This is a genomic window from Microcoleus sp. AT8-B5 (assembly GCF_036705565.1).
Classification (GTDB): Bacteria; Cyanobacteriota; Cyanobacteriia; order Cyanobacteriales; family Microcoleaceae; genus Microcoleus.
This window is the reverse complement of sequence record NZ_JAUBUY010000036.1, coordinates 1-26510: the sequence shown is the minus strand read 5'-3', so window position 1 is coordinate 26510 and position 26510 is coordinate 1. Positions and strand designations below refer to the sequence as shown.

Genomic DNA, 26510 nt, shown 5'->3' with positions numbered 1-26510 from the left:
GCTATCTAGCAGATTAGCTAAAAAACCCGGTTTCTTCGATATTGGCGCGAAAATCGCAGTGCAGGCCGCGCGTTTCCATTCAATTAGTTTCGCCAGCGAGTGGGGAGTTGGGCCAACAAATTTGGTGCGACCATTGCGCCGATGCAGGTCAGTTTCCATTCAATTAGTTTCCCCAGCCAGTGGGGATCACCAACACAGATTATCAAACTTGACCCCAGAGTTAACAAACTTTCCATTCAATTAGTTTCCCCAGCGAGTGGGGAGTGTCACGTTGTTCAATCGATTGGGCTAATCTTAAGCCGGAGTTTACCATTCGCCTCAATTTCTATATCTACATGATGCCTTCCGCTTGATGTCGCAACAGCAACAGTTCCAGCTAAGGCTCCGATACCAGCGCCAACTGCTGCTCCAACAGGGCCACCAACTATAAATCCAAGAATAGCACCTGCACCTGCACCAGCAAAAATATAGAGGGCAGAGTAGTTAATTGTAGTAACTCCAGCAGAAGAAGGGATGAATGCGCCTGTAGCTATATTTACCCACTCTCCCGATTTGTTCTTGTGTAACTCAAAAATGGTTTTTAACTTCTCTGGAAGGTCTGAATATCGCTCGTAGTCTGTAATAACTTCAACTTGCTCACTTTGCTCCAAGGCTGTCTTTAGCTCACGATAAAACATTTCTGTATCTGAGAAAACTAACTTCCGCATACATTCCATTCAATTAGTTTCACCTCCATTCTACACCCCAGACAGCGCAAGGAGTCTAGAGGGATATCTGCGACACCCGCGACAAAAAATTAAGGAACGGCCCAGGGACAGTTTTGGCAAGCTGCTGTATGTTAATTATCAGATAGATTTGCCCGATCGCTCAGAGAACGAATTCAGTCTGTGGGTGCAAAGATATATGGATAGCCCCCAAGTGCTTTCCCCGCCGAGTTTGGTAGAAAAACACCGACAAGCAGCGAAAGATTTAGTCGCGAGATACAGCTAGCTGGTAAAGACAGATTTTACCACTTGTTCGTAGTCAGCACCTCAGTCATGATTCTCTAAAAAACCAAGAAAGGACTAAAGTCCTTACTAAAAACTCGTGGTTCGTAGTAAGGACTTTAGTCCTTTTTTGCTAACGACTTGCAGCCATTAACAATTAGCACTCAGCAATTATCTAGCTTTTTGCAACACTCGATTTTTCAGATGTAGCGCTTTCGGCAGTTTTGCCATTTTTGCTATTACCGTTACCGTTGCTGTGCCGGGGTTGGATAACTCCATAGCCACCGTGAGTCTTGCGTTCGTAGAGTACGTTAATTTCGTCTGTTTCCGCATTACGGAACATATAGAAATCGTGATCGATAATCTGCAATTGTTCCAAAGCTTGTTGCACAGTCATTGGAGGCATAGCAAAATACTTAGTCCGTACCACCTCAGCAGGAAGTTCGGGAGTTCGATCGCCAATTAGATCCGCTACTACAGGATGTTCTTCAACTGCCGTAACCGTTTTAACACTACTCTGGATTTTGTTGTCGTGGCGTTTTTCCTTAAATTTCCGCAGTTGACGAGCTATCTTGTCGGCAACCAAATCTATGCTGGCATACAGGCTTTCCGTGCTTTCTTCAGCCCGAATAACGCTGCCGTTAGCATAAATTGTCACCTCAGCAGTCTGCTTAGGATTGATCCTGGGATTACGAGCCACCGATAGATGTATGTCCACTTCTGTAGTCAAATTTTGAAAATGGCTAACTGCCTTTTCCACCTTTTGATTGACGTACTCGCGAATCGCATCGGTGATTTCTATATTTTTACCCTGGATAACAAGCTTCATAGAGCTCCCTCCCTTCTGTAACTTCGGTATATTTTATACAGTAGCACTATGTATTCTCGAAAACACTTATCTTCCAAATCTTTTATTATATGTTGACAATTCTTGATTTAAACTGCGCCAATATTCCGTAATAACACTATTGACTTTTTTGCATGATTTCTCCTCTCATCCCTCAACAGTTAAATGCACAACCCTGTTTGCTCCTCGATTGGGGACAAGTTCCCTACTCCCAAGCTTGGGAAATTCAGCAAAAACTCGTGCAAGAACGCCGCGACAAGCCTGATTTGCCAGATGTCCTGATTTTGCTGGAACATCCGCCGGTTTACACTTTGGGAATGGGAGCAAAGCTGGAATTTCTGAAATTTGACCCAAGCCAAACTGGGGCGGAACTTCACCGAGTTGAGCGGGGCGGCGAGGTGACTTACCACTGTCCGGGCCAATTGGTGGGGTATCCGATTTTAAATTTGCGCCGTCACCAGCCTGATTTGCACTGGTATTTGCGGCAGTTGGAGGAAGTGCTGCTGGGGGTGCTGGAAGTTTTGGGGTTGAAGGGTTCGCGGGTTCCCGGTATGACTGGGGTTTGGGTGGATGGGTGCAAGCTAGGGGCGATCGGCATTAAAGTCAGCCGCTGGATTACGATGCACGGTTTTGCTTTAAATGTTTGTCCGGATCTCGCAGGCTTTGGGCAAATTGTACCTTGCGGGATTCCCGATCGACCTGTTGGCAGTTTAGAGCAGTTTATCCCCGGAATTGAGGTCGATCGAGTGCGATCGATCCTTGTCGCTGAGTTTGCTCGCGTTTTTGCAGTGGAAATTGTGCGATTCCCTACGGGATAGCTTCGCTTCACGAATGTGTAGGGTGCGTCGCTGTCAACCCTACTCCTAACCGCAGTCGGTTTTTTAAGTGCGATCGGGATCGTCTTCCTCATACACCATTAAATCGCCCGGTTGGCAGTTTAGCGCTTTGCACAGAGCATTGAGAGTGGATTCGTCAATTCTCGTGAGGCGACGGCGGGTTTTGAGTCTCGAAAACGAAGTTGGGTGCATTCCCACCAAAGCAGCCAACTCTTTGTTGCTGATATTACGCTCGGCCATTACAACTGCCAATTTCCAACGGATGACCACTGTTGATGCTCAATTAATAGCCTGGAGTTTGCAAGCTGATGTTACCATCCCGCAACCTTCACTATCCTTTAATTAACCGCTACGGTAAATTATTTGAGTTTGTCAGTTTACTAGAATCAGAAAATGAACTATGCTGAGGATGTACAAACGGAAAAGCGATCGCCCCTTGGCCTCGAAAACTCAAGGGCGATCGCTCTCCGACTATTTTGTAGTTAAAAATCATGATATCACAGCCAAAGTCAGTTCCCGAAATCCTGCGCGAAGAAATTCCCGACGCACCCACCGGCAAGCAACCGATCCGATTGTTGATTTGCGGGATTCCCAAAGGAGTCGAAAGCCTCATCAATCTGCTGCACGTTTTGGGTTTTGCAGAAGTTGGTGAATGGAGCCCGCCTTTACCGTCCCCGATCGCAGGCGAAGTAATGCGGATTTTAACCCGTTACTGGAAAGAATAATTTTTCAGGGCGATCGCCCTTTCTTGAGCAAAGTGCGATCGTTCTTAAATTATCAAAAACATCAGGCTTAATTCTCGACCCAATCACTTAGGAATGATAATTAAATAACTTCCACTCTTGAAAGTGGGATGGGCGTCCCGCCCGTCCACTCATGACGGGCGGGACGCCCATCCCACAATAACAATTAAAATTGTAAGTTATTTAATTCGCGCTCCTTAAAAACTCCAGAGTAAGGATGCTAAATATCGAATCGAATTAGCGCGGCGGTGTTTGCGAGACTTGGGGGTATAATGCGCGATCGCGGGCTTCTCTAACCTCAGACAGAAGCAAGACAGATGCAGAAATACGTCCTAAGAGTTTTGCGATCGCCCCTAGCATCAGGTAAGCTTCTTGTTAATTATTGCGCTCTGTTCAGGAGAAAAAATTTATGCCAGATATGTCCGGTCAAGACCCCTCGGAAATTAAAATGGCGACGGTTGATGAAGAAGAAAAAGGCGCAACGTTTAGCGGTACGGTCATCCTTGCTATCGATGTCGATGGTCCTGGGGAAGTCCTTTTCTTCAGAGACTTTTTGATTGAAGATTATAAAGGCGAACTTAACGCTTATCTGGCAACAGATGGCAATATAACGAAAAGCATTGATTTAGGCGAAGTTAAGCATAAGACCAGCAGCTTTAAGCTGCCAATTCCGGTGGGGACGGATACATCACCCTACAATACCGTCGTGCTGCGCGACGAAAAAAGCAAGAAAAAAGTTGTGACGATCAAGCTGTAAAATTTGCAATTTAGCTCGTAGTTGGGCCAAATTTGTTAGCGCAGCCCTCGAAGAGGATCGCCCTTTTTTTCCTGAAGTGCGATCGCTCTTAAATTAAGGTGCGTCACTTTCGCTCCAACAGTCCAGTTGTAAAGTGAGGCACCCTAATTTTTAAAATGGAATCGGATCGTAATCGGGATTTTCCGGTTCGTTAGACGAACTCGAAGATCGATCGGACTCAGAATTTGAAGACTGATGCGAGTTCCAATCCGAACTAGAGGTGCGGTTAGGGCCGCTTGGAGCGCTGTTTGAACTGCGGTTCCGCGATCCTAAAGGTACTACATTGCTCGGCACATTAGCCGGGGCGGTGTCGCGAATTTGAGCCGGTTCGGGGGCGGTTCTAGTTGGAGGAGCCGAACTCATGGCATCGGCGCCTACACTGTAAATCCTTTGAGCTGTCAGTTCAGCGCGCTTTTCTTTGATACCATCTATTTCGATCGTATTCATTCCCAGCCGACCTTCAATAATCACGCGATCGCCCTCGCGATATTTATCGTGAATTTCTTGAGCCAAATTGCCCCATCCTATCACCTTCAAACGTTCGGGCGGATCTTCAGGTTTTGGGCCGGGAAACTGCACCAGCATTTCAGCGATTGGAACTTGATTTTCAGGAGTATAACGGAGTTGCGGTTGTTGAGTTATTTCCGCCATCAAAATGCAGCTATTCATAAGAAAAATGGGTGTGAAACCCCGTCCTTCTAGGACGGCTTTACAATTAATTTGCAATGCGCCACGAGTTGTAAGACAAAAACTTACAATCCGCAGACAACGCATTTTGACACAACCGTTTGCCAGTACCTAAGCTGTGCAAACTAATTGTTTTCCGAGTTGGGTCTTTCTTCGTAGGCGACTCTTGCCAGCCACCTACGTAGCAAAACCCATACTTTCGGTGTTTGACGATTGAACCGCGTTTGAATCCCGCACTCAAAGTGCCGCCATACCTCGAACGGATGTGACCCGGAGCGTGTTGCAATCGGTGTAACTGGCGTCTGTGAAACTCAAGAGGAATTACTTCTATCAATGCAGTGTTATCGGGTTTAAAATGCCCCCCAACGCACCAGTTAGCTAGCACCCAAGAATCAACGCAGTGTGCCTCAAATTTGTTTGATAGCTTCTGCTTTGACTTAAGGAGTTCACTCAATTGACGTAATTCATAAGTATCCTTGCCCGTCTTAGTTTCAACACGAGCGATTTTCTCAAGCTCTGCATAGAACCATTGCTTGCCTACTCCTAGCGGACTAAACGATACATTCCACTTGCGTGCGTTTTTCCAGGTTCGGGCTTTGATATCTTCTACAACGAAAGTTGATATTGGGAACATCAAAGTCAGCCATTTAGTTATCCTTAATTTCCACTGCCACCTCGCCTTAGTTGATGGAGGCAGTCGATATTTGTTGACCAGTCGGTTGGCTCGGTTTTTGCGGCATGGCGTGTTGCGAAAACGCCTGGCGCGCCGCATATTTCGCCTGATCTCAACATGGTCTTTCACCCAATCAACAGCATGGGTTTGAATGTTGAGATAAGTATGCGCTTTGGATTTAACCGTAAACGCTTCTCGCTTCGATCCGGGATCGATACCAACTGCAATTGGTTGGCGGTGCGTGTTGGATGGTTCTATGTTGAGTCGAACGCAAAACACTCCTTTTTTCCAAAATGGTGTCGCCTTGCCAGACTTAATCCAACGCTTTGCCCTGCTTGGAGTTGTCGGCATTAAGGGTCTGTTTTCGCTATCTAAGACTGGAACAAACATTTACGGTAAGTCCTATTTCTAGGTTTGTATTTCCCTTCGCCACTGGCACATCCGAGCGGTTAAAAACTAGGGAGGTATTCTTAACGTCAGTTGGGATACCACTCCCAGATGGCTCAGTTTGTCTTGAAGACGCAGGCTAGACACTGTTTTAGTCTTGAATTAAGAAGCGGGTGTTGCTCCCTCTTTCAAGCCCCATCCCTTTTAGGGTGGGGTTAGTGACCTGTTATCTGTACGTAATTGGGCATCGGGAATTGGGCATCGGGAATTGGGAATTGGCCCGCGCAGGGACTTCGGGATTGGGAATTGGGCATGAACTTTCAAGTAAAAAGGTAAAACTTAAAATAACGCATTTTATTTTTTTACTTTTGCATTACCAATTTCCCATTGCCAATGCCCTGTTTGGCCAATGCCCAATTCCCGATTACACGTTACCAAATTTATCTTGGAGAACTGCCGCCTCGGCTTGACTGACAAAATCGTGAACGAGGGCGCGGTACTCCTTCAACGTTTCAGATACCCAATCTCGATCCTCACTGTTGGCGAAGATATGAACGGTCGGTTCACTGGCATCGGGTAAAACTAATACCCAATTGTCGTCGCTGTAGTTAAAAATCTTCACTCCATCTAATAATTCTAAACGATCGGGCGAATGAGTTTCTACTAAATGTCGCATTAGCGAACCCTTGATAGTCCAAGGACAGCGGACGCTGTAACTGCGGTGGGTGATGCGGGGAAGTTCCGCCTTGATCTGTCCGAGCGATCGCTCCTGAATCGTCATCATTTCTATCACTTTAGCAATGCAGAACATCCCGTCAAATCCGGGATGCAACTGCGGGAAAATAAAACCCATAAGGCCGCTGCCGCCCAAAACCACATTCGGGTTCCTGTTAGCGGCTTCCATCAAAGCAGTTGGGTTCGCCTTCGTGCGGATTACCTTGCTTTGATAGCGTCGGGCGATCGCCTCCACCGCAGAAGACGCATGAACCGGCACTACTACTGTACCTTTGGGATGAGAAGTCAGCATCAAATTTACCATCAACGCCGTCAGCATTTCCCCGCGAATCGCTATCCCAGACTCATCTACCAAAATGAGCTGTTCGCCGTTAGCCGATACCTGCACTCCAAAATTAGCGCTGAGTGCTTTCACCACCCGGCCGAGTTGGTCGAGCAAATATTCCCGTTCCCCGTTGCTTAGAGAAGTCTGTTTGAGACTGGCATTGAGAACCACCGCATCGCAGCCGAACTTGGCAAGCATTTGGGGCAGAATTGCTCCAGAAACCGCGTAAACGTAATCGATTACCACCTTAGAATTGCTGTAGCGTATTGCCTCAACATTCATCTGCCGCTCAAAAATGCGGTTGTAAACATCGAGAGCTTGGTTAAAGTACGTCATCTCTCCAATTTCGGGAATTAGAGCTCGCCGCAAATCTTCCTTAAAATAAGCCCCCTCGATTTTTTTCTCAGCTCCTTTAGTAATATTGATGCCTTTGATATCGAAGAATTCAATTAAAATGTGGTCGGAGCGATCGGGCGAAATGCGAACATGAATGCCGCCAGCAATTGATATCGTAGACGAAACCGTGCGCGCGATCGGAATTGCCGTCGATTCCAAATTGATCACATTAATTCCCACCGACATCAAACCCGCAATCAAAGACCTCGAAACCATCCGCGAAATGCTCCGCTGGTCACGAGAAACCGATACCGCAGTCCCCGGTTTCAAAGTCGAGCCATAAGCCGCGCCCAATTTCACTGCAAATTCCGGGGTAACATCCACATTTGCCAGTCCTTGAACGCCACGCTGACCGAACAAATTCCGCTTAGCTTGTTCTCCCCAAATTAAATTTTGATTTAACAGAGCGCCGGATTCAATATTTTTGCTCGGCCAGACGCGCACGCTCGGCCCCACTTGTGCTTCTTCTCCCACGATGGACATTGAACCGACGACAGCACCTTCGAGGACGTGAGCGCGCCTGTCTACGCGGGTACTCCGGCAAATCACGCAGGCCCTAAGATGAGCGTCTTCACCGACAATTGCTCCGTTCCAGACGATGGGACGTTTGAGATTAGCGTCGGCCCCCACAGTCACGTTATCTCCGATCACAGTACCTGCATCGATTTTAACTCTGGCTCCAATTCGGCAATTGTTGCCGATCATCGCCGGTACTTCGACGATCGCGCTATCGTCAATAAAAGTATTTTGACCTACCCAAAGTCCCGATCGAACTTCGTTGTAGTAGCTCAAATCCAGTTTGACCTTTCCCCGCAGCGCGTCGTACTGAGATTCCCGGTAAACATCTAGCTGACCGACATCGCACCAGTAACCCTCGGCGATGTAGCCGTACATCGGCTCATTTTTTTCCAGTAGCAGGGGAAACAAGTCTTTCGAGAAGTCGCACTCCTGATTTACCGGCAGGTAATCCAAGACTTCGGGTTCTAAAATATAAATGCCGGTATTGATAGTATCGGAGAAAATTTCGCTGCTAGAAGGCTTTTCCAGAAAGCGACTGATGCGGTAATTTTCCTCGGTAATCACGACCCCGAATTCCATCGGGTTGGGAACCCGAGTTAAAATTAACGTGGCTTTGGATTGCTGGCTACGGTGAAATTTGATCGCTGCCGTCAAGTCGAAGTCTGTGATGCTGTCGCCGCTGATGACCAGAAAAGTTCGATCGAGCAGTTCAGCAATATTTTTGACGCAACCAGCCGTACCCAGCGGTTGGTCTTCCTCCACAGCGTAAGTCATTTGAACGCCAAACTCTGCCCCGTCAGTAAAATATTCGCGCATGACATCGGGAAGGTAGTGCAGCGTCGCAATAATTTCCGTAATCTGATGCCTTTTTAGCAAATTAATAATGTGTTCTGCGATCGGGCGATTCAGAATCGGCACCATCGGTTTGGGCAAATCGCACGTCAGGGGTCTGAGCCTAGTTCCCGATCCCCCAGCCATCAGCACTGCACGCATAAAATCCTCCTTGCTTAAAAAGCTCTCTACCGCTATTGTCCGCTAGAAAAAGTTTGCCTGCTGTAATTCGTCGGCCGCGAGCTATCAGTTCTTAGTTAATTATCTTCGAGTAGTGACACGTCTGGTAAATCCCGTTCGGCCAGGCCGTCCCCCAACAGCAACCGATTTCAACCGAATTAGAACTTGCGGCATCGCACCACTCCCCCGGTCGAACTCGGATTTGTAGGGGATCTTGGGTGATACCAGTTAAAAAAAAGAATGCAACTGTAGGCCCGTACTCGAAACCCTTATCTCATCATTCCTTCCCAATTCTTTAATTCTTCACTTATTCAATCTTATAAGTCCTCAGAACGATCGACTTTTACCAGAAGTCCCTTCTTGCTTGCTCGGTGAAAGCTATTTCGGGGGTGTTATTTTTAAGTTTGTGGCCAGCGGGGATTTTGCAGTCTCTTTCGGAAGGTGGAATTACTACAGCTATCGGTGTGCCTTGGCGTCTGATAAATGATAGATTAAGGGTAGCGCTTTGACTAGCTGACCCAAAATCCTATCCATTGCTTAGGGGTTTTTTAAATGAGTACGTTAATTAGCTTGGCATTGCTGATCGCTTACGGTGGCGGTATTTGGAAATTTTGGAATGGGTTCGATCGCACTAACTTCGATCGAAGTTTTGCAAATCGCCTTAAGCTCTCGCTGCTCTGGCCCGCGTTAATTTTTAATAAGCCTTACCGCCAAAACTTTACAAAAGCTCTCAAAGCTTCTAAAAGGTAATTCAAGAATGTCTAAAAAGTCCGAACGCCCAGCAAGTACAAGCGAGCAAACTTGGTTTGCCAAAGGCAAATCAGATAGCTGGCAAGTTTTACTATCGCAGGTTGCTGCCCGGTTCGATCGCGAATACCGAGGAGAAGCTTTCGCCTTACCCGAAGAAGTCGAAGCAATGCCGATTTTCCTGGAATCAGTCGCAGGAACTCTCCAAGCAAAAACAGTTTCTCCCTTCTGGAAAATTGCCAAACCTCAAAAAAATCAGCGCTGTTTAGACATTGGCTGCGGAGTCAGCTTTCTCATCTACCCTTGGCGGGATTGGGAAGCCTATTTTTATGGTCAAGAAATCAGCAGCGCAGCGCGAGACGCCTTAAACGCTCGCGGCCCTCAGCTCAATTCTAAGCTGTTCAAAGGCGTAGAATGGGCCCCCGCTCACCAGTTAAATTACGAAGAGGCTCAGTTCGATTTATGCCTCGCTACAGGCTTTAGCTGTTACTATCCCATAGACTATTGGAATATTGTCATGGGAGAAGTAAAGCGGGTACTAAAACCGGGCGGTCATTTTGTTTTTGATGTCCTCAACCCCAATGCTCCTTTAGCAGAAGATTGGGCAATTTTGGAAACTTATCGAGCCGGCGAAGTATTTTTAGAGACAATAGAAGATTGGGAAAAAATGATTAAAGCTGCAGGCGCTAAGGTAGTAAAAAAGCAAAGTGGTGACTTATTTCAAATGTATAAAGTTCAATACAATTGAGAGATTAAGGGGAATAGGTAATTAGCTTTGTAGTCAAAAGTTCAATCGTCCCCAGCCTGGTCAGGCGGACGAAAAACAACTTCGTTCTTAGTTGATAAAGTAGGGTGCGTCAGCAAGTAGAAATTCGTTTGAGAAGCTACAAATATTCAAGCTGACGCACCCTACTAACTACTAACTACTATTGTTTATAATTGCTTATAAACTCAACGAAGTTTTACAATACCGATTGCCAATTAGCGATGCCCAATTAATTTTCGGTAGCCGCAGGAGATGGCGCTGCTTCCGGCGATGGTGACGGCGACACTTCGGCAGCAGGAGATGGCGCTGCTTCCGGCGACGGTGACGGCGACACTTCCGGGACCGGAGATGGCGTTGCTTCCGGCTGCGGAGACTCTTCGGCGGCAGGAGATGGTGCGGCTTCCGGCTGCGGAGACTCTTCGGCGGCAGGAGATGGTGCGGCTTCCGGCTGCGGAGACTCTTCGGCGGCAGGAGATGGTGCAGCTTCGGGCTGCGGGGACTCTTCGGCGGGTTGCGGTTGAGGAGAAGGCGACTGTTCCGCGGCTGGTTTCGGTTCAGGCGAGGGCGACGGTTGAGCCCCTGGCTTGGGTGCGGGCGGCGACGGTTGGGCCCCTGGCTGCGGTTTGTTTGAGGGGGCAGGCGGCTTCTCGAACTGCGGTTTCACTTCAGTAGGCGCTGGGGATGGCGGCTGGCCTGTTGGTCTGCTGGGCGCTGTCGGCGCGGGCGCGGGCTGCTGCTGGCCTGGTGGGTTGGGCCTGGTTGGGGTGACAGGAATGCCACTACAAACTTTTTCGTCGTACTTAAACTCGACATCCAGTTGGTAAAGCTTGTGCGTGCTGGCTGCTGAAAATGTTAGAGAAGGGCTAATAATCGCAATTTTAGCCGCATTATCGAGAATAGCGTAACCCGTGGGGACGATCGGCTGTGGCTCGGCCTTGAGCAAGCCTTGAGGGCTGACAACTGCTCCAAAAACTGCTCTTCCTTGGAGTTTTTGTGAGCAAGCTGTTACGGGATAAGGCACAGGCACAGGAGTCGGGCCTGTCATTTCCAAGTCAGGATAAGCCTTTTTGAATTTCTCAAACAAAGCAACATAGGTCTCTCCAGCCGCCAGCAGTGTCTCTCTGTCGGTGGGTAAGTTTGAACCCGGTTGACCGGACTGAGTTTCTGCGATGAGAGTCCTTTTATTGGGATCTTTTTGAGTCAATTTTGGTACTCCATCGGGTCCCACATTCCTGCCAATTGGGAATTCCGGGGTAAAGACTGGAGCTCCGTCTGGAAATAGTGGCAGTCCGCCTCTACTGGCTATAATCCTTTTGAGCGCTTCTGCTTCATCTTCCGAGCCGCCGCCGGGAATCTGGGGCGCTTCATTCAGCGATGGTGGTGGCGGGATATTGCGATCGAAATTACCAGGTAAAGGTGGGAAAAGGAAACCGCTAGGAGGTACGGGTGGGACGAAAGTGGGTATTGGCTGGGAGGGGGCTCTGACTATTGGGGATGGAGTTGTGGGAGGTGGCGGGGCTGTTGGGGCCGTGAAGGGCGGGAGAGGGGAAGGAGGGAGAGGGGAAAAGAATCCAGGAGGGGGCATTCCCGGCGGCATGGCGGGCAAGTTGATGGTATCAGGTGCGGGGGGCAAGGGTGGGGCTAACTTGGGCGCTGGTGGAAGGGGAACTGGTGCGATCGTAAATGGCGTAAATCGCGTATTAGACGGTTTCGGTGGTATGGTTTGTGGCAGGCGGCTGACTTCTGCGGGAGTTAGTTCTACTAAGCCGACAGAACCGGGGATATTTTTTGAGGAATTTCCACCATAAAGTATGTTTGAGAGCGTCGGGGCGGTTGCTCCGAGGACTCCGTGCAGGCCCACAGAAGCTAGGGCTGCCCACCAAAAAGGCTGGCGCAGCGGTTCGGAAAGGGTGTTGGCTAGGGAGGAAGAGTCAGTCATTTAAATTTTAGATTTTAGATTTTAGATTTTAGATTGGGGGATTGTTCGATTTTAGATTTTAGATTTTAGATTGGGGGATTGTTCGATTTTAGATTTTAGATTTTAGATTGGGGGATTGGGGGATTGTTCGATTTTAGATTTTAGATTGGGGGATTGGGGGATTGGGGGATTGGGGGATTGGGGGATTGGGGGATTGGGGGATTGGGAGATTGGGGGATTGGGAAATTGAGTGATTGGGGGATTGGGGGATTGGGGGATTGGGAGATTGAGTGATTGGGCGATGGGTAATTTATATTGTTGTGGTTGTGATTGAGTGTGAATTCGTTTTAATTTTTAATGAGGAGAGGTTGGGAATTCAAAGGTATAATTGTAGCACTGTCGGTATCGAAATTGCCCGATCGACTTTTATTGAGATTTCGCGACCCTCACATCAAGCACTCAAGCCTAGAAACCGGGTTTTTGGGCTGGTTCCACGCTGGTATAACAACCGCCAATCGGGTGAGGACGTTGTTAATCGCTGAAACCATTGTTTTTCTTGCCTAATGCCTTTGACCCAATCCTCTACGCGGTTTCTCAGGTATTGTTGAGAATGGTCAGCAGGCGTCAGGCGGGCGGGACTGGGGCGATGGAAAAAACAGACTGCACCGCTGCTATACCGTCTTTTTTCGGGTTCTGGAGCGCCACTAATTTATTAAACACGATCGATCCGTTCGATCGACCCCTGTTTCCAATTCGGTTACACAACCGGATTCATCCGTGGAAGTAATTATTCAATCCAAAATCCCAAATCCCAAATCCAAAATCTATGGATTCACCAGCGATAGCGGTAATTTTTAAAAGGAGCTCCCTCGATGGTGAGCAAGTCGATGGGATAAATTGGAGCGCCGCTTGCCATATATTGAAACATTTCCCGAACTTCCTCTCCCCGCAACGACAACTGGTCTAATTCCTTGAGAGAATACCAGCCCGCGCACAAAGTATGCTCATCCGGCTTACTCTTGGGCGGCGTCTTATCTTGTGGACGAGCCACAAAAATGACTCGGAGGCGCACATTGCCCCTAGGCATCACTGTGTGCTCTACCCGGAGAATTCCCTCAACGATGATGGAAATGCCCGCTTCCTCAAAGGTATTACGCATAGCAGCTTCGAGCAAAGTTTCCCCTTTTTCCACTCGCCCTGCTGGGAGATACCACTGCTGCTCGTACTTGCGCTCTTGTACCAGTAGAAAACGGTCTTCTAAGTGAACGACAACTAGGGTAAAATACCATGTTTGAATCGGCTCGCGAGCCATAGAAGTAGATATTCCCTAAGCAAAAGGTTTAACGAGTGGCAGATGTTAGCAATCCAAAGGATGCTTCGGCAAGTGTCTTTTAACTTGAAAAACAGATCGTAGCACTCCGACCGCAAAATCTAAAATCTAAAATCTAAAATTGACCATGCCATTACCAACCGTGATTTTACCAGGATATTTTGCTGCTGCTTCCGACTATCGGGAATTAGAAAAGTCTCTGGTCGATCGAGGTTTCCCAACAGTAACAGTGCCTCTGGGCAAGGGAGATTGGTTGCCGACTTTTGGCGGGCGGTCGATGGTGCCAATTTTGCGACAGCTCGATCGCACGGTCAAACAAATGTTACAGCAATACGGCGTTCCGCAGATCAATCTCGTCGGTCATTCGATTTTAGATTTTAGATTTTAGATTTTAGATTGACCCCACGGATCAATTCGGGGGCTTGAGGATTTGAGATTTGAGATTTTGGATTGATTCCACGGATCGATCGCGTGGCGGGTACCATCAAGAAATTCTTGGTCATTCCGCTGGCGGCTGGATTTCTCGCATCTATTTGGGCGAAAAGCCTTACACCATTCACGGCGACGTGCTTGAGGACGCGGGTTTGTGGGAAGCTCACCCCTGTGTGAATACTTTAATCACTTTAGGCACGCCGCACGTCTCTCAAGAGCGCTGGACGCGCAAAAATCTAGATTTTGTCAAAATTCACTATCCAGGGGCTTTTCACCCGCAGGTGCGCTACGTGTGCGCTGCTGGGAAGGCTGTTTTTGGCAAGCGCGGTTTTGGGACTTGGCTGGCTTACAAAAGTTATGAGTTGACTGTGGGGAAGGGCGAAACTTGGGGAGATGGAATTACGCCGGTGGAAGCTGCTGTTTTGGACGGGGCCGAAAATCTGGTGTTGGAGGGGGTTTGGCATTCGCCTCGTTCTCCGGGGAAGTGGTACGGTTCGCCGGAGGTTTTGCCGGCTTGGATTGGGTATTTGTGTTAGAAATGAACCGCGAAGACGCGAAGGAAGAAGCAGAAGGTTTAAGGGGCGGATTTAGTTATAATTTGATATTAGGAGCGAGTTTAGTGCGGCAAAGCTCGCCCCCCGATCCTATGTTTGCTTGAATTTTTATCGCTAACTGAATAGATTGAAAAAATATTTTATGTGGCCTTATCGGTAAGATTCAGAAGTCACGGCGAACCACACAATCAAATTAGAGGTTGGCTGGGGTGGAATTGGGCGAGAATGCTACTGTGCGCTTGGACGCAGATAACGAATTTCAGCCGGATGCTTTGTGGAGAATTGATGCGGGAGGTCGATCGCACATTAGGGATGATGATTATGTGCGATCACTAGCTGTACAATCATCGCAGTGTTTGGTATTTGGTGCGAGGGGCGATCGCACTTTTTTCACTCAAGCATCGCTTTCCGTCTAATCCTCGCATTATCATAGTAGAAATAGAATAAGATTGGGAAAAGTCAGCAAATGGCACAAATTACCACGACTGAATTACCTCAAACCCTCCAGACTCTACTTATAGAGGTCGAACGTACCAAAACCCCCCTCACCATCATCCATGAAGGGAAACCATTAGTGATTATCTATCCTGCCACTACCCAAACCCCACGCCCCGTGTTTGGCACAATGAAAGGAAGCGGTGAAATATTAGGAGATTTAATTGCTCCTGTCGCCGAACTATGGGAAGTTTTAGAATGAAACTTTTACTCGATACCCACATTTGGCTTTGGTATTTACTCGGCGATCAACGCCTATCGCTTCAACTTCAAACGGCGATCGCCGATCCTAATACTGAACTTTGGCTGAGTCCAATTAGCATTTGGGAGACGCTCATCCTTGCAGAAAAAGGAAGGATATCTTTACAGCCAGATCCGGTTACATGGGTTAACTTAGCTTTAAAAACTCTGGAAACTCGTGAAGCCCAAATGAATCACTCCATTGCCATTTTAAGTCGCGAGATTGCACTACCCCATCAAGACCCCGGAGACCGATTTATTGCGGCCACAGCTATTTATTATGGGTTAATATTAGCTACAGTTGATGCCAACCTTACAGGTAATTCGGTGCTACAAACACTCAGTTAGGCAATATTTTATATTTTTGTAGGCGAGATCCCTTTTTTTTGCTGGGGCGATTCCCTACTGGATAGCTACGCTTCACGCCCTGTGTGCAAACATCGCACTTTAAAATTGTGGAAATGGATAAGATTGTAAGTGGAAAAAGAAGTTGGGTAACACGAGGGTTAATAGAATATGCTTGGTGGGGCGATCGGACTAAGTTATGCTGCGACTACTTCGACAGGCCTGAACATTATATCCATTCAACCTTTGATGCCAAATCTATCATAAAGCATCTTTCTTAACCTATTGCTACCGCGTTTCACGAAGTCATCTTCAGATTCCTGCTCCAAAGGTTCACCAATTTGATTGCTCAAGTCAGATAAAAAAGATTCATTCTGAATTAAGCTCGACACCTCTTCTGAGAATTTTTGCTTTTCATTATTGGAAAATGAGAATGGCGTCAACATAAGGAAAGTTCCTGCTGTTAAAGCCCTTTGAAGGGATGGAAGAGTTAAATCAGATTCTGGCAGTGATTGAGTAGGTGATTGCTGAATCTCATCCATAAATTGCTTAAAATTACTCATCACTGATTGAGTAGGTGATTGCTCAATCTCATCCATAACTTCCTTAAAATTACTCATCACTTATTCTCACTTGGTATGCCGATTTTTCCACGAACCATAAAAAGAACGAAGCAGCTTTTCAAATGACTTGACAACTTCCTCTATAATTTTACCTTTCGTTTTATCATCCAACCGATTCCATAGTCTGAAAAACCAATTAAATAGTTCAGATAGCCAACCAAACATCCGTATACTCCAAAGCTACGAAACAGAACCTATAACCCAACGCTGTAATATTGGCTGCATATAGATAGCCAAGCTTACCTTTTCAATCGCTGGCAGTTTTCTGATATTTGCTGCGAGGTGCGAGGAAATACTAAAGCCAGACTAAACGCTGATGAAGGTTGGGTTGCAACAGGAAACCCAACCTACCAATTCAAACTGAACTAACTATCTTTACCCTTTACCTCCAAACAGTTTATATATTCCGTATCCAACAGCAGCCGCCGCAGCAACAGGTGCAGCCGCAACTATGGCAGTACCAGCAATTGCGCCTCCCCCGACAACGCCACCGATACCAGCAAGGGTGCCCATAATTGCAGCACCAGAAGCACCGCCAGCTACCGTTACAGCACCAGCACCAACTAGACCAGCAGCAGCCCCAATGTTTGTAGCTGTTCTTGCCGCTGCACGAGCATCATTCTCTTCCTCAGACAAGTTCGATTGCTCTTTGAACAAAGTTTCATTCATTATTTTTGCCCCAAGATAAGCTGGGCCTGCTGCTAATACCGCAGGAGCCGCCGCCATACCACCACCAACCACACCACCTGCTGCAGCTAAACCCGAAGTAATTCCTGCTCCTGAAGTTGCTGCAACAGTCAACCCTGTAGCAGCACTGGCAGCCGCACCTACCGCAGCACCAGTTTCTGCAACCGCTTTGACTGTTTTGACTGTATTTCCATTAATTCCCAGAGTTTTTTCTACAACATTTTCTACAACTTCTTCACCTGCTTTGCTGGCAAAATTTTCCCAATTCATAAATCAATTTATCCTTTTAATACTTGTTCCATTATCCTTAATAAATTCAAGGTTTGTCTAGCCCAAAAATGTTCTATTTTGCCGCCAATTCTCCCTCGCTTTTACTTTAACTTTAATCTAAGTTTGTACAACAATGTACGAAAATGTACGAAAATGTTGGCAGTTATGAGCTACAATAATACATAAAACTCTCGCATCTCCCTGCCAGATGAATCTTAAAGAAATGTTAAATGTCGCCGATCGCATAGTTTTTGAGAAAACAGGTCAGCACCTTGACGATTTACAAGCAGCCGTACTGCGGGGAACTCTACAACGCGAGACATACAAAGAAATAGCAAAAGATTTTAACTGTTCTGAAAGTCGCATCAGGGAAATCGGATCGGAATTATGGCAGATACTTTCAGAAGAGTTGGGAGAAGATGTTAATAAAACAAATTTTAGATCGGCAATGGAGAGGTTGGAAGTTTCAATATATTCAAACGTTGCACAAGAAGAATCGGTGCAAATTAACAGCGTTAACATCTGTGGAGAAGCTAGACACCCGCCAAAGATCCCAAACTCAAACCCACCAAATCAGGAAACATCTAACCCAAAACAAACCAAAACTCTACATCAAGATTTAAGCGAAATGCCAGAGTTAGGTGATTTCTTCGATCGCACCCCCGAACTCCACACCCTCACCACATGGATTCTACAACAACGCTGTCGCCTCATCACCCTCACCGGCATCAGCGGTATCGGCAAAACCACCCTAGCAGTACAACTCGTACAACAAATTAAAAACGAGTTTGAGTACGCAGTTTGGTACACACTAGACGAATTCCCCACCATAGATAAATTTCAATCTAACCTAATACAGCTTTTTTCCCATTCCGAAAAACAAGATTTATCCCCAACAAACCAAAAACGCTTACCACTGATTAAGTATTTACAAAACCATCGCTGTTTAATCGTCTTAGATGACGTTCACAACCTTTTCTGTAGCGGCGAATTGGCAGGAAAATATCAACCACAAGCCGAAGAATATCGCTCCTTATTCAAACAAATAGAAAAATTATCCCATCAAAGCTGCTTGATGTTAATCGGTTGGGAACAACCGAGAGAAGTGACTCAAGTTAAAAACCAAAATACTTCCATTCGCACCTTACAAATCCAAGGTCTAGGCATCGCCGCCGGACGGGAAATACTCAGAGATTATGGGTTAGAAGAAAGCGACAACAGTGAAGCACTCATTCATCGTTACCAAGGCAACCCCCTATGGTTAAAAAGCGTGGCGAATCTGATTCAAGACTTGGGTGGAGGCGTGACAGAGTTATTACCAAATGATACGATATTGTTGCCAGAAGATTTGAAAGATGTTTTACAGCAGCAGTTCGATCGCCTATCGGAACTGGAAAAACAAGTAATCTCCTTGTTAGCCAAAGAAAGCCAGCCAATCAACCGGGCAAAATTGCTAGAAAATGAGATAATTCCGGCTTCAGATTTACCAAATGCGCTGCAATCTCTATCGCGGCGCTGCTTGATTGAACAACAAGCAAATTTTTACACGATTTCACCTGTACTGAGGCAATATGCGATCGCCCGTGCAGTGTAATTTAGGTACATAGTGGTAGGGTGCGGATACATCGAAAATCCCTAAATAAAGCTCGACAATCTTATAGATCGCCACATGACGCTTCCTAATTCATAAAAAACATCCCAAAATTCTGTAGGGGCGGGTTCGCCAACCATTCACGCTCAAAATGAATAATATTATAAACCCGCCCCCGCCCACCAACAATAAAAATGTACGATTAATTTATTGGTAAAATGTTGATGTAAACAATGGCGGATGAGGGCGGGTTTATGAGGTTGTTTGTGGGTTTCATAAATGGTTGGTGAACCCGCCCCTACAAATTGGGGTTTATTATAAAAATATAACCTGTCCTAACACGGGCAGTTGCTATATTAAAGGCTTGGAGGCATTATTTTCGTCCATCAAACCAAGGTGATGACCACCCGTGCGATCGCGGACTGAATAGAATAAATTCGATAGAATAATCAGTAATCGCAATTCCATTGTTTGTCATGACGCTGAAAGAATTAGAGCCTCAACTGCTGGCACTCTCTGACGACGAAAAAGCTCAAGTCGTTCAACTCCTCACTCAAGGTAAAATCACTCCTTGGCGCGGTATTGAAAAAACGCCTGATGTTTGTGGCGGGAGTGCCTGCATTGCTGGCACTCGCATCACCGTTTGGGGACTTGTAGAAGCTCGTCGCATTGGCTACAGCGAAGCTGATTTACTCACAAGCTATCGATCGCTATCTGCTACTGATATTGCTAACGCTTGGGCCTATGCTGAAGCCTTTCCCGATGAAATTGAAACAGAAATTCGGGAAAACAATGAAGTGATAGACGAGGATTTGTAGCCGATGGCACGTCTCTATGCCGATGAGCAATACCCCTATCCTGTTGTAGAATTACTGAGAGCTTTAGGACATGATGTTTTGACTGTCCAAGAAGCAGGCAGAGCGAATCATATCATGTCCGGTCGAGCGATCGCGATTTTTGTAGGGGCGGGTTCACCAACAATAGCGGCAAATAATTGACCATCTCAAAAACCCGCCCCGACCGGGATATTATGGTTAATTGATCGGACATGATATCAGAAAATTCCTAACCCGGATGTTTTAGCTTTTGCTACTAGCGAAAAACCGGTCGTCATTACCGAAAACCGTAAATATTTCTTTCGGCTGCACCGCATACACCCCCTTCATGCTGGCATTATCGCCTGTACGAACGATCGCAATTAAGAAGCACTGGCTAACCGAATCCACACCGCGATCGTAGCCGCAGAACCTTTGGAAGGTAAACTGATTCGCGTTGTGCGCCCTGCTTTGTCACCGTAATACCCCGTTGATTCTTTAGTCTCTGAGAGAGGGACGAAAGTTTGTGTAGGATCTGTTTCAACCGCCGATCGAGGGAATAATCAACTACTGCTATACATAAAATCGCACAAACAAAAACCGGGCAACTTCAAAGCTACCCGGCAATCCTAACTTTAGACTTCAGACAAAACTAAAATCTAAAACCTAAAATTCTTAAACAGCTACAGTCTTCTTAGCAGAGGAACTCAATTCGCCCTTAGCATACTTAGCTGCAAAGTCGTCCAAAGATACTTGCTTAATCTTTGTACCGTGACCGGCGCAACCGAAAGAATTATAGCGATCGCTACAAACCTTCTGCATATACTTGATCGACGGCTTCAAGAAGTGGCGGGGGTCAAACTCATCGGGCTTCGCAAACAAAGCTTCGCGCACCGCAGCGGTAATCGCCAAACGGTTGTCAGTATCGATATTGATCTTGCGAACGCCGCACTTGATACCCTTTTGGATTTCTTCCACAGGTACGCCGTAGGTTTCGCGGATTTTGCCGCCGTTGCTGTTGATGATTTCCAACAATTCTTGGGGCACAGAAGAAGAACCGTGCATTACCAAGTGAGTATTCGGCAAGCGGCGGTGAATTTCTTCAATGCGGCTGATTGCCAAAATTTCGCCAGTCGGCTTGCGAGTGAACTTGTAAGCGCCGTGAGAAGTGCCGATAGCGACTGCTAGAGCATCCACGCCGGTTTGCTCGACGAAATCAACAGCTTGTTCGGGATCTGTCAGCAACTGATCGTGAGAAAGCGCACCTTCAAAGCCGTGGCCGTCTTCTGCTTCGCCCATTCCTGTTTCCAGAGAACCCAAACAACCCAGTTCGCCTTCAACGCTAACGCCGATCGAATGAGCAACATTCACCACATCGCGAGTAACTTGAACATTGTACTCGTAGCTAGCGGGAGTCTTAGCATCCGCTTCCAGAGAACCGTCCATCATCACGCTGGTGAAACCTTGGCGCATGGCAGAATAGCAAGTGCCGGGGGCATTGCCGTGGTCTTGGTGCATGGAAATGGGAATGTGAGGATAGGTTTCAACTGCTGCCAAAATCAAGTGGCGCAGGAAATTTTCGCCAGCGTAGGAGCGAGCGCCGCGAGAAGCTTGCAGAATCACAGGGCTGTTGGTTTCGTCAGCAGCGCGCATGATCGCTTGGATTTGCTCCATGTTGTTGACGTTGTAAGCCGGTAGGCCGTAACCATTTTCAGCCGCGTGGTCGAGCAGCAATCGCATAGGTACAAGCGCCATAGATATTCCTCCTAATTATTTGTGATTTTTGGGCAGTGAATTTTGAACAAGCTCAATTCTTACGATAATCTTAAGACAATTTGCCACCGATCGCGCACTATCTTTCCAGATTTACTAAAAAGTTCAACAAACAAAATTTTGAGTTCCGAGCATTCAGCTCAAAACTCAAAATTCTTAACTCACAAATTTTTATGGGTCGCCCGGGATTTGAACCCGAGACCAATCGGTTAAAAGCCGAATGCTCTACCGCTGAGCTAGCGACCCGCGAAAACATTGTTACCGCACACAATTTCTAATAGTAGCACCCCTCATTTGAAATAGCAAGTCTTTTTTAAATAAAATTTGCAGTCATGCGAACCAGCATCTCGCAAGTCGCGCCGGGGGGCAAATAAATCAAGTGTTCGCCAGTGTTGAGGGCATTTCGAGGAGCAGTCCAAGGTTCCAAACAGTAAAAATCCTTGCCCTTCACCATCCAGAAAACCAACTTCCCATAGCTGGAGTTGTAACTGACGGTCAGCCGCAAGCCGCTCGCCGCGTCAGTGACAGTAGCAGCAAGGCCAGTGAGTTCGTCAAAGGAAACATCAATTTCATCCAGCGTCGGGTCAAAAACCCCAGTGAAGTAACCCTTGGTGTGGGTGTTCTGATCTCTGTACTGCATCCCCGGAATCTCAAAGCGGAGCTGAGATTTGTCCGTCGCCAAAAAGTAGGGGTGCAAACCACTAGAAAACGGCATGGGTTCGTCAGACAGATTGGTGTATCGCTGAAAAATTTCCAAAGAATTGCCTTTAATCTGATAAGTGAAGGCTAGTTGGAAATCAAACGGATAAACAGCCAGCGTCTTGTCGCTGCTGTCGAGAATCAGCGTCAGAGCGGCGCAACCCTCCGTAACTTGTTCGCCTATTGTCCAAGGCAAGTCTCGAGCAAAGCCGTGCTGTTTGAGCTTACGCTCCACTCCCTTGTGCGTGTAAGTATTGTCGGGGAGATTGCTGCAGATGGGAAACAGGATGGGAATCCCGCCACGTACAGTTAGATCGGGATTGGCGAACCGTTCCGCGTCCAAATAGAAGATTTCTTTGCCTTCAACCAGCCAGCTAGTGGCAATACCGCCCCGTTCCGGCACAACTTCTAGAGTAGAGTTAGCGGTTTCGTCGGAGAGGATATAGGTTTTGTACTGCTTTTGCTTGAGCGCGATCGCAAACACATTTCTCATCGGTAGTAGGTCATTGATCATTGGTTGTCAGTAAATCGATCGTTAATAATTGGTCGCTATTATCTTGATGTTCACCCATTACCGCCCCTATCCTCCCCCTGCATCCTCGCTCCGGCCCCCACCGGCTAACCAATGCTCCTAGCTATAGGAGGCAGGGCGATCCGCTGCTTGGAGCCGTTGCTGGTGGTAGCTGGAACGATCGCGGAGGCCGAGTGCCCTTTGAGTGCGACTTCAAAAGATACAGCCCGAGTCGGGGGAAGATAGCTTTGGGGACTCAGCACCGATCCTTGATTGGGAGATGGGGGCGAAATAAACGGTTCTTTGATGAATGGCTCTTTTGTAAACGGCTCTGGTTCCCGGCTGGGATTTTGAGGTTGAGTAGGGTAGATGCGGGGCGGCAAATTTTGATTCGGAGGCGGATTTGACTCAATTGCAGGCCCTGTCCCGTTCGGGAAAAATGAGGAGTTGTCCGGCTGTTGGGGCGCAGCCGGCAAAGCCGGCAAAATCAAAGTAGGTTTGGGTTGTCCGGGGCCTTGCTGATTGCTTTCACCGTCGCTGGCCCCGGAACCTCGCCCCGGCTGGTATGTACCGCTCTTTACTGCTCCTGGCAAGGTCGAATTTGGAGTTTTTGATGCCGCTCCTGGCTGGAGTAGGGCTTCGAGAACTACAGAAGATCGCATCGGTCGATCGAAAATACTAGAAATTTGCTCAATGCGTTTGAGGATGCGATCGGCTGAGGCTCCCTTGACCACCTTCGGCTGAAAATTTTTCACCTCCACAGGCAGAAACTCTACCTTCATATTCCTGTCTTTGAGCGATACTTTCAGGACTGCGGTATCGTAATCCCTGCGAGCATTCGGGCCGAATATAAAATTACCCAGCGAGTAAACTATCGGGCGGCCATTGTAAATTTCTGCACCTTGCAGTACCTGGGGATGGTGTCCCACTACCAAATCAGCTCCTTGGTCGATCGTGAACCGAGCCAAATCAATCTGCCCGTCCCCCGGATAATCTGCCAATTCGACTCCCCAGTGGTAATTAACAATAATCCAGTCTACCTGACTCCTAAGAGCTCGAATATCCTCCGCCACGCGATTGTTGCGGCGGGGGTTAATGCCCGCTTTCCCTTGGTCAGCGACGTTCAGCTCGGCATCGTAATAACCGAGGTAGGCAATCCGCTGACCCTTAACTTCAATAATATCTGGACGCCTGGCTTCTTTAATATCTCTGCCGGCTCCCAGGTGTTGAATCCCACTATTATCTAGAGTATTCATTGTCTCCACCAGCCCCGGTTCCTCGTAATCCATAGCGCGGCTATTTGCCAGATTGACAATATCCACTCCTCCGGCTGTTAATACTTTCACCGATTCTGGATCGGCTTTAAAATTTAATTGTTTTTTAGCAGAGCCCAATGTAGAGCGAGTCAGGGAGTTTTCTAGGTTAACCATCGCCACATCTGCTTGCCGATACTCGTCCATATTGGCGAAAGCCCATTGGTGATCGTTGGCTGCAGATGATCCGAGCGCATCCGATAGATTCACATTTCCTCCGAACATCAGCGTTACTGTTGGATCGTAAGGATTAGCAACTTGCTTTTGCTGAACTACTGGTACCACTTCTAAGGCTGCTTGCACCGTATCCGCACGTTTTGGAGGCGGCCCCGAAATTACCGCACCTTGCTGGTAGCCGGATACTGAAGAGCCTAACTGCAGGGCCACAGCCTCGTGGTAGCTGACCCAACACCCTAAAATAAATGAGGCAAGTGCCGATCCCACTAGCAGCAGAGAACGATACGTTTTAAATTTAACCCAATCGACGATCGGTAGGGAACGGTAACGCCGTCGCTGGCGGTTTGCCGGAGTGACAATTCGCACTGACTGTTTCCAGAGAATGTCTGCATCCCCCGCCAAGCGCGCCTGAATTCGCACTCCTTCTACTGCTGGCGAGTTGAGTCTCCAGAGTTGGTGGCAAATAAATTTGACTAAGCCTTCCCGGATAGTGCTCCCCAGTAAGGTAGTATCTGGCGCAAATTCGCGCTGGAATTCTACGAGGATTTGGACGCAGCCGGCCTGAGCCTGTTCGACGCGGGCATAAATCCCTTCGGGGCGCAGCAAGCTGTCAATCCAGTAATTCAGGGCTTGAAAGTTGCCCGATCGCGCTAGCTCTAAGATAGACGGCTGCGACCAATTTTCTGCGTACACCATCAATTAGCCTCCTTAATACGCACGAGCGATGACTCCAATTTGTGTTGAACCGAACCGCAATTCTTTTAGCTTAACCGCCACAGGTTCCGCTGCCCGTTTTGAAGCTAGTTGTTGGCCGCCACCATTTTCTACATTTAGGGGCTGCCTGCTGTCAGTGATTTTTATCACACTCCAGTCAATCGATTTTAGATTTTAGATTTTAGATTTTAGATTTTAGGTTTTAGGTTTTAGATTGAGGAAAGAGGGGGTACTGGGGGCTAGAAATCACCTCCAAACACTCTTGTTTCTGGGGGAGTTGAGGCCAAAGAGAGCGAGAAATCTGAGGCAGAGTCTGTTTTTATTGTCGCTGTTTGAGTGTCGCTTTAGAGCTTTCGCTTCGAGATTTGAGATTTGAGATTGAGCCTTGACGGCGTTAGTGGGCGATCGAACAATCGATTTGAGATTTTAGATTTGAGATTTTAGATTGAGTTCATAGGGGGTACTGGGGGCTAGAAATAACTTCCAAACACTCTTGTTTCTGGGGGACTTGAGACATAAGAGAGCGAGATATCTGAGGCAGAGTCTGTTTTTATTGTCGCTGTTTGAGTGTCACTTTAGAGCTTTCCCTTCGAGATTTGAGATTTGAGATTGAGCCTTGACGGCGTTAGCGGGCGATCGAACAAACGTCGAAACAATAGCTTTCTGGGGGACTTGAGGCAAAACAGAGCGAGATTTTAGAGGCAGAGTCTGTTGTTATTGTCGCTGTTAATCGCGATCGCCCGAGTCAAGTCCTAATGCTCGGATCTATGCTGGCAAATGCCTCTCACGAGAGATGCCACTGGCTGCACAACCTGTAATTGGATAAATGGCGTACTGGATAGATTTGGTGGTAAAATCGAATTTGGTAACTCCCATCGGTACCAAAGTTGCGGAAAACGTGAAACTGGCTAGTCCATACGGCTGTGCCTTCCGATGTAAAACCCAAAGTACGTTACGGTAAACAGACCATATTTTAAGCAAGTTACACTGCGCAGGAGAACTGACAAATGCTACAGCGCAAAATCTATCAACTCTGTTGTGATGGTCGTGAGGTTTCTATTTTTCTTCGAGATCAGCAACGTTGGATAGAGCGCGCTCGTATCCTAGATATTGAAGGGGATCTAGTCACGCTGCGCTACGAAACCGACGAAGAAGACGAAATCAGCTCCTGGGAAGAAATGGTGCGTCTTGAAAGTATTGGAGCTGTATCCCAGAAGTTGGCTTCGGTATCCCGAACTAACTGCGAACCCCTAGTTTCTGACGATTGTCCCGAAGCCGAACAAATTCGCAATCACTACCCGGACTCGAATTTGGAATAGTTTTGAGCTCGCGCTTGAGGCACAAGGAAAACTTGGGGGAAAAGAAAACGGCTTTTCTCCCTTTTTTGTGGAGAAATTATGCAAAAAACCCAGTTTAGGCCAAAAATATTCTGGGTTGTTACCCCATAAGCTATTTTGCCTTTAAATTTAAGCTTGATGGCGGGAGTTCCTGCTCAACCCCTACTCCCCACAACAGCGTAAGGAATGAGAATTAAATAACTTCCACTCTTGAAAGTGGGATGGGCGTCCC

27 protein-coding genes, 1 tRNA gene and 2 pseudogenes are annotated in these 26510 nt (G+C 47.3%); 15 read left to right on the top strand and 15 right to left on the bottom strand.

The annotated features are described in order from the left end of the window. Positions 1–275 precede the first annotated feature (275 nt). Together QUB39_RS21650 and hpf are read right to left on the bottom strand one after the other, a co-directional pair. Positions 276–716, bottom strand: a complete 441-nt coding sequence (locus tag QUB39_RS21650; protein ID WP_333210898.1) for a hypothetical protein — start codon at positions 714–716, stop codon at positions 276–278. Positions 717–1161: 445 nt separating this feature from the next. Continuing rightward, positions 1162–1815: a ribosome hibernation-promoting factor, HPF/YfiA family gene (gene hpf, locus QUB39_RS21645; RefSeq protein WP_333053915.1), complete on the bottom strand. Its 654-nt coding sequence runs from the start codon at positions 1813–1815 to the stop codon at positions 1162–1164. A 152-nt stretch (positions 1816–1967) separates the two neighbouring features. Between hpf and lipB the strand changes: the two genes are divergently transcribed. Continuing rightward, a complete protein-coding gene (gene lipB / locus QUB39_RS21640) occupies positions 1968–2651 on the top strand; it encodes a lipoyl(octanoyl) transferase LipB (protein WP_333210900.1) in 684 nt (227 codons plus the stop codon). Between the two features lie 63 nt (positions 2652–2714). Here the strand turns inward: lipB and QUB39_RS21635 are convergent, their stop codons facing one another. Next, positions 2715–2939 (bottom strand): helix-turn-helix domain-containing protein, encoded by a 225-nt coding sequence (locus tag QUB39_RS21635; protein ID WP_333210902.1) that lies wholly within the window; start codon positions 2937–2939, stop codon positions 2715–2717. Positions 2940–3160: 221 nt separating this feature from the next. On the opposite strand from QUB39_RS21635, the gene QUB39_RS21630 reads away from it, so the two are divergent. Together QUB39_RS21630 and QUB39_RS21625 are read left to right on the top strand one after the other, a co-directional pair. Beyond that, entirely contained in the window at positions 3161–3394 is a 234-nt protein-coding gene (locus QUB39_RS21630) for a hypothetical protein (RefSeq protein WP_333210904.1), read from the top strand. A 427-nt stretch (positions 3395–3821) separates the two neighbouring features. Continuing rightward, positions 3822–4169, top strand: a complete 348-nt coding sequence (locus QUB39_RS21625; protein WP_333210906.1) for a hypothetical protein — start codon at positions 3822–3824, stop codon at positions 4167–4169. A gap of 150 nt (positions 4170–4319) precedes the next feature. On the opposite strand, the gene QUB39_RS21620 is transcribed toward QUB39_RS21625, so the two are convergent. The 3 genes from QUB39_RS21620 to QUB39_RS21610 all read right to left on the bottom strand — a co-directional run bounded on the left by QUB39_RS21620 (position 4320) and on the right by QUB39_RS21610 (position 8923). Beyond that, positions 4320–4877: a single-stranded DNA-binding protein gene (locus QUB39_RS21620; RefSeq protein WP_333210908.1), complete on the bottom strand. Its 558-nt coding sequence runs from the start codon at positions 4875–4877 to the stop codon at positions 4320–4322. A gap of 46 nt (positions 4878–4923) precedes the next feature. After that, positions 4924–5958, bottom strand: coding sequence for an RRXRR domain-containing protein (locus QUB39_RS21615; RefSeq protein WP_333210910.1), 1035 nt, complete (start codon positions 5956–5958; stop codon positions 4924–4926). A gap of 421 nt (positions 5959–6379) precedes the next feature. Further along, positions 6380–8923: a mannose-1-phosphate guanyltransferase gene (locus tag QUB39_RS21610; RefSeq protein WP_333210913.1), complete on the bottom strand. Its 2544-nt coding sequence runs from the start codon at positions 8921–8923 to the stop codon at positions 6380–6382. A 570-nt stretch (positions 8924–9493) separates the two neighbouring features. Between QUB39_RS21610 and QUB39_RS21605 the strand changes: the two genes are divergently transcribed. Next, positions 9494–9691 carry a hypothetical protein gene (locus tag QUB39_RS21605; protein WP_333030091.1) on the top strand — a complete coding sequence of 66 codons (198 nt, stop codon included), beginning with the start codon at positions 9494–9496 and terminating at the stop codon, positions 9689–9691. Positions 9692–9698: 7 nt separating this feature from the next. After that, positions 9699–10436, top strand: a complete 738-nt coding sequence (locus QUB39_RS21600) for a class I SAM-dependent methyltransferase (protein WP_333053930.1) — start codon at positions 9699–9701, stop codon at positions 10434–10436. Between the two features lie 247 nt (positions 10437–10683). Here QUB39_RS21600 and QUB39_RS21595 read toward each other — a convergent pair whose 3' ends face one another. Further along, positions 10684–12393, bottom strand: a complete 1710-nt coding sequence (locus QUB39_RS21595; RefSeq protein WP_333210915.1) for a hypothetical protein — start codon at positions 12391–12393, stop codon at positions 10684–10686. 535 nt (positions 12394–12928) lie between these two features. Here QUB39_RS21595 and QUB39_RS21590 point away from each other — a divergent pair. Next, a complete protein-coding gene (locus QUB39_RS21590; RefSeq protein WP_333274738.1) occupies positions 12929–13159 on the top strand; it encodes a hypothetical protein in 231 nt (76 codons plus the stop codon). A 45-nt stretch (positions 13160–13204) separates the two neighbouring features. Here the strand turns inward: QUB39_RS21590 and QUB39_RS21585 are convergent, their stop codons facing one another. Then, entirely contained in the window at positions 13205–13684 is a 480-nt protein-coding gene (locus tag QUB39_RS21585) for an NUDIX domain-containing protein (protein ID WP_333053933.1), read from the bottom strand. 145 nt (positions 13685–13829) lie between these two features. On the opposite strand from QUB39_RS21585, the pseudogene QUB39_RS30660 reads away from it, so the two are divergent. From QUB39_RS30660 to QUB39_RS21555, 5 genes and pseudogenes are all read left to right on the top strand, one after another. Then, positions 13830–14670, top strand: a pseudogene (locus QUB39_RS30660) (esterase/lipase family protein). Further along, the gene (locus QUB39_RS21570; RefSeq protein WP_333485159.1) at positions 14664–14792 is read left to right on the top strand and encodes a hypothetical protein; all 129 of its coding nucleotides are present in this window, start codon (positions 14664–14666) and stop codon (positions 14790–14792) included. The pseudogene QUB39_RS30660 and the gene QUB39_RS21570 overlap by 7 nt, the downstream one beginning before the upstream one ends. A 105-nt stretch (positions 14793–14897) precedes the next feature. Beyond that, positions 14898–15104, top strand: a complete 207-nt coding sequence (locus QUB39_RS21565) for a hypothetical protein (RefSeq protein ID WP_333210919.1) — start codon at positions 14898–14900, stop codon at positions 15102–15104. A gap of 50 nt (positions 15105–15154) precedes the next feature. Further along, complete coding sequence (locus QUB39_RS21560; protein ID WP_333053935.1) at positions 15155–15385, top strand: type II toxin-antitoxin system Phd/YefM family antitoxin; 231 nt, start codon at positions 15155–15157, stop codon at positions 15383–15385. Next, on the top strand, positions 15382–15771 hold the full coding sequence (locus tag QUB39_RS21555; RefSeq protein WP_333053938.1) for a PIN domain-containing protein: 390 nt from the start codon (positions 15382–15384) through the stop codon (positions 15769–15771). The genes QUB39_RS21560 and QUB39_RS21555 overlap by 4 nt, the downstream gene beginning before the upstream one ends. 236 nt (positions 15772–16007) lie before the next feature. On the opposite strand, the gene QUB39_RS21550 is transcribed toward QUB39_RS21555, so the two are convergent. Both QUB39_RS21550 and QUB39_RS21545 read right to left on the bottom strand, forming a co-directional pair. Then, on the bottom strand, positions 16008–16388 hold the full coding sequence (locus tag QUB39_RS21550) for a hypothetical protein (RefSeq protein ID WP_333210921.1): 381 nt from the start codon (positions 16386–16388) through the stop codon (positions 16008–16010). A gap of 378 nt (positions 16389–16766) precedes the next feature. After that, on the bottom strand, positions 16767–17348 hold the full coding sequence (locus QUB39_RS21545; protein ID WP_333210922.1) for an RNA polymerase subunit sigma-24: 582 nt from the start codon (positions 17346–17348) through the stop codon (positions 16767–16769). Positions 17349–17556: 208 nt separating this feature from the next. Between QUB39_RS21545 and QUB39_RS21540 the strand changes: the two genes are divergently transcribed. The 3 genes and pseudogenes from QUB39_RS21540 to QUB39_RS21530 all read left to right on the top strand — a co-directional run bounded on the left by QUB39_RS21540 (position 17557) and on the right by QUB39_RS21530 (position 20141). Continuing rightward, positions 17557–18942, top strand: coding sequence for an NB-ARC domain-containing protein (locus QUB39_RS21540; RefSeq protein ID WP_333210924.1), 1386 nt, complete (start codon positions 17557–17559; stop codon positions 18940–18942). Between the two features lie 473 nt (positions 18943–19415). Then, on the top strand, positions 19416–19757 hold the full coding sequence (locus QUB39_RS21535; RefSeq protein ID WP_333210926.1) for a DUF433 domain-containing protein: 342 nt from the start codon (positions 19416–19418) through the stop codon (positions 19755–19757). A gap of 3 nt (positions 19758–19760) precedes the next feature. After that, a pseudogene (locus QUB39_RS21530) lies at positions 19761–20141 on the top strand (DUF5615 family PIN-like protein). A 288-nt stretch (positions 20142–20429) separates the two neighbouring features. Here QUB39_RS21530 and fba read toward each other — a convergent pair. The 5 genes from fba to QUB39_RS21505 form a co-directional block, all read right to left on the bottom strand. Beyond that, the gene (gene fba, locus QUB39_RS21525) at positions 20430–21509 is read right to left on the bottom strand and encodes a class II fructose-bisphosphate aldolase (RefSeq protein WP_006633469.1); all 1080 of its coding nucleotides are present in this window, start codon (positions 21507–21509) and stop codon (positions 20430–20432) included. A 192-nt stretch (positions 21510–21701) separates the two neighbouring features. Then, a tRNA-Lys gene (locus QUB39_RS21520) sits at positions 21702–21773 on the bottom strand. 67 nt (positions 21774–21840) lie between these two features. After that, a complete protein-coding gene (locus QUB39_RS21515) occupies positions 21841–22710 on the bottom strand; it encodes an aldose epimerase family protein (RefSeq protein ID WP_445243102.1) in 870 nt (289 codons plus the stop codon). A gap of 134 nt (positions 22711–22844) precedes the next feature. Beyond that, positions 22845–24923 (bottom strand): CapA family protein, encoded by a 2079-nt coding sequence (locus QUB39_RS21510; RefSeq protein WP_333053955.1) that lies wholly within the window; start codon positions 24921–24923, stop codon positions 22845–22847. Positions 24924–24935: 12 nt separating this feature from the next. Beyond that, positions 24936–25091, bottom strand: coding sequence for a hypothetical protein (locus tag QUB39_RS21505; RefSeq protein ID WP_333053957.1), 156 nt, complete (start codon positions 25089–25091; stop codon positions 24936–24938). A gap of 857 nt (positions 25092–25948) precedes the next feature. On the opposite strand from QUB39_RS21505, the gene QUB39_RS21500 reads away from it, so the two are divergent. Further along, a complete protein-coding gene (locus QUB39_RS21500; protein WP_006633466.1) occupies positions 25949–26260 on the top strand; it encodes a DUF6679 family protein in 312 nt (103 codons plus the stop codon). The last annotated feature ends 250 nt before the right edge of the window (positions 26261–26510 follow it).

Bases quoted from the DNA above. Each gene is read 5' to 3' on its own strand.
- QUB39_RS21650 (WP_333210898.1), bottom strand. From the start codon at position 716: ATGGAATGTATGCGGAAGTTAGTTTTCTCAGATACAGAAATGTTTTAT.
- hpf (WP_333053915.1), bottom strand. From the start codon at position 1,815: ATGAAGCTTGTTATCCAGGGTAAAAATATAGAAATCACCGATGCGATT.
- lipB (WP_333210900.1), top strand. From the start codon at position 1,968: ATGATTTCTCCTCTCATCCCTCAACAGTTAAATGCACAACCCTGTTTG.
- QUB39_RS21630 (WP_333210904.1), top strand. From the start codon at position 3,161: ATGATATCACAGCCAAAGTCAGTTCCCGAAATCCTGCGCGAAGAAATT.
- QUB39_RS21625 (WP_333210906.1), top strand. From the start codon at position 3,822: ATGCCAGATATGTCCGGTCAAGACCCCTCGGAAATTAAAATGGCGACG.
- QUB39_RS21620 (WP_333210908.1), bottom strand. From the start codon at position 4,877: ATGAATAGCTGCATTTTGATGGCGGAAATAACTCAACAACCGCAACTC.
- QUB39_RS21615 (WP_333210910.1), bottom strand. From the start codon at position 5,958: ATGTTTGTTCCAGTCTTAGATAGCGAAAACAGACCCTTAATGCCGACA.
- QUB39_RS21610 (WP_333210913.1), bottom strand. From the start codon at position 8,923: ATGCGTGCAGTGCTGATGGCTGGGGGATCGGGAACTAGGCTCAGACCC.
- QUB39_RS21605 (WP_333030091.1), top strand. From the start codon at position 9,494: ATGAGTACGTTAATTAGCTTGGCATTGCTGATCGCTTACGGTGGCGGT.
- QUB39_RS21600 (WP_333053930.1), top strand. From the start codon at position 9,699: ATGTCTAAAAAGTCCGAACGCCCAGCAAGTACAAGCGAGCAAACTTGG.
- QUB39_RS21595 (WP_333210915.1), bottom strand. From the start codon at position 12,393: ATGACTGACTCTTCCTCCCTAGCCAACACCCTTTCCGAACCGCTGCGC.
- QUB39_RS21585 (WP_333053933.1), bottom strand. From the start codon at position 13,684: ATGGCTCGCGAGCCGATTCAAACATGGTATTTTACCCTAGTTGTCGTT.
- QUB39_RS21560 (WP_333053935.1), top strand. From the start codon at position 15,155: ATGGCACAAATTACCACGACTGAATTACCTCAAACCCTCCAGACTCTA.
- QUB39_RS21555 (WP_333053938.1), top strand. From the start codon at position 15,382: ATGAAACTTTTACTCGATACCCACATTTGGCTTTGGTATTTACTCGGC.
- QUB39_RS21550 (WP_333210921.1), bottom strand. From the start codon at position 16,388: ATGAGTAATTTTAAGGAAGTTATGGATGAGATTGAGCAATCACCTACT.
- QUB39_RS21545 (WP_333210922.1), bottom strand. From the start codon at position 17,348: ATGAATTGGGAAAATTTTGCCAGCAAAGCAGGTGAAGAAGTTGTAGAA.
- QUB39_RS21540 (WP_333210924.1), top strand. From the start codon at position 17,557: ATGAATCTTAAAGAAATGTTAAATGTCGCCGATCGCATAGTTTTTGAG.
- QUB39_RS21535 (WP_333210926.1), top strand. From the start codon at position 19,416: ATGACGCTGAAAGAATTAGAGCCTCAACTGCTGGCACTCTCTGACGAC.
- fba (WP_006633469.1), bottom strand. From the start codon at position 21,509: ATGGCGCTTGTACCTATGCGATTGCTGCTCGACCACGCGGCTGAAAAT.
- QUB39_RS21510 (WP_333053955.1), bottom strand. From the start codon at position 24,923: ATGGTGTACGCAGAAAATTGGTCGCAGCCGTCTATCTTAGAGCTAGCG.
- QUB39_RS21500 (WP_006633466.1), top strand. From the start codon at position 25,949: ATGCTACAGCGCAAAATCTATCAACTCTGTTGTGATGGTCGTGAGGTT.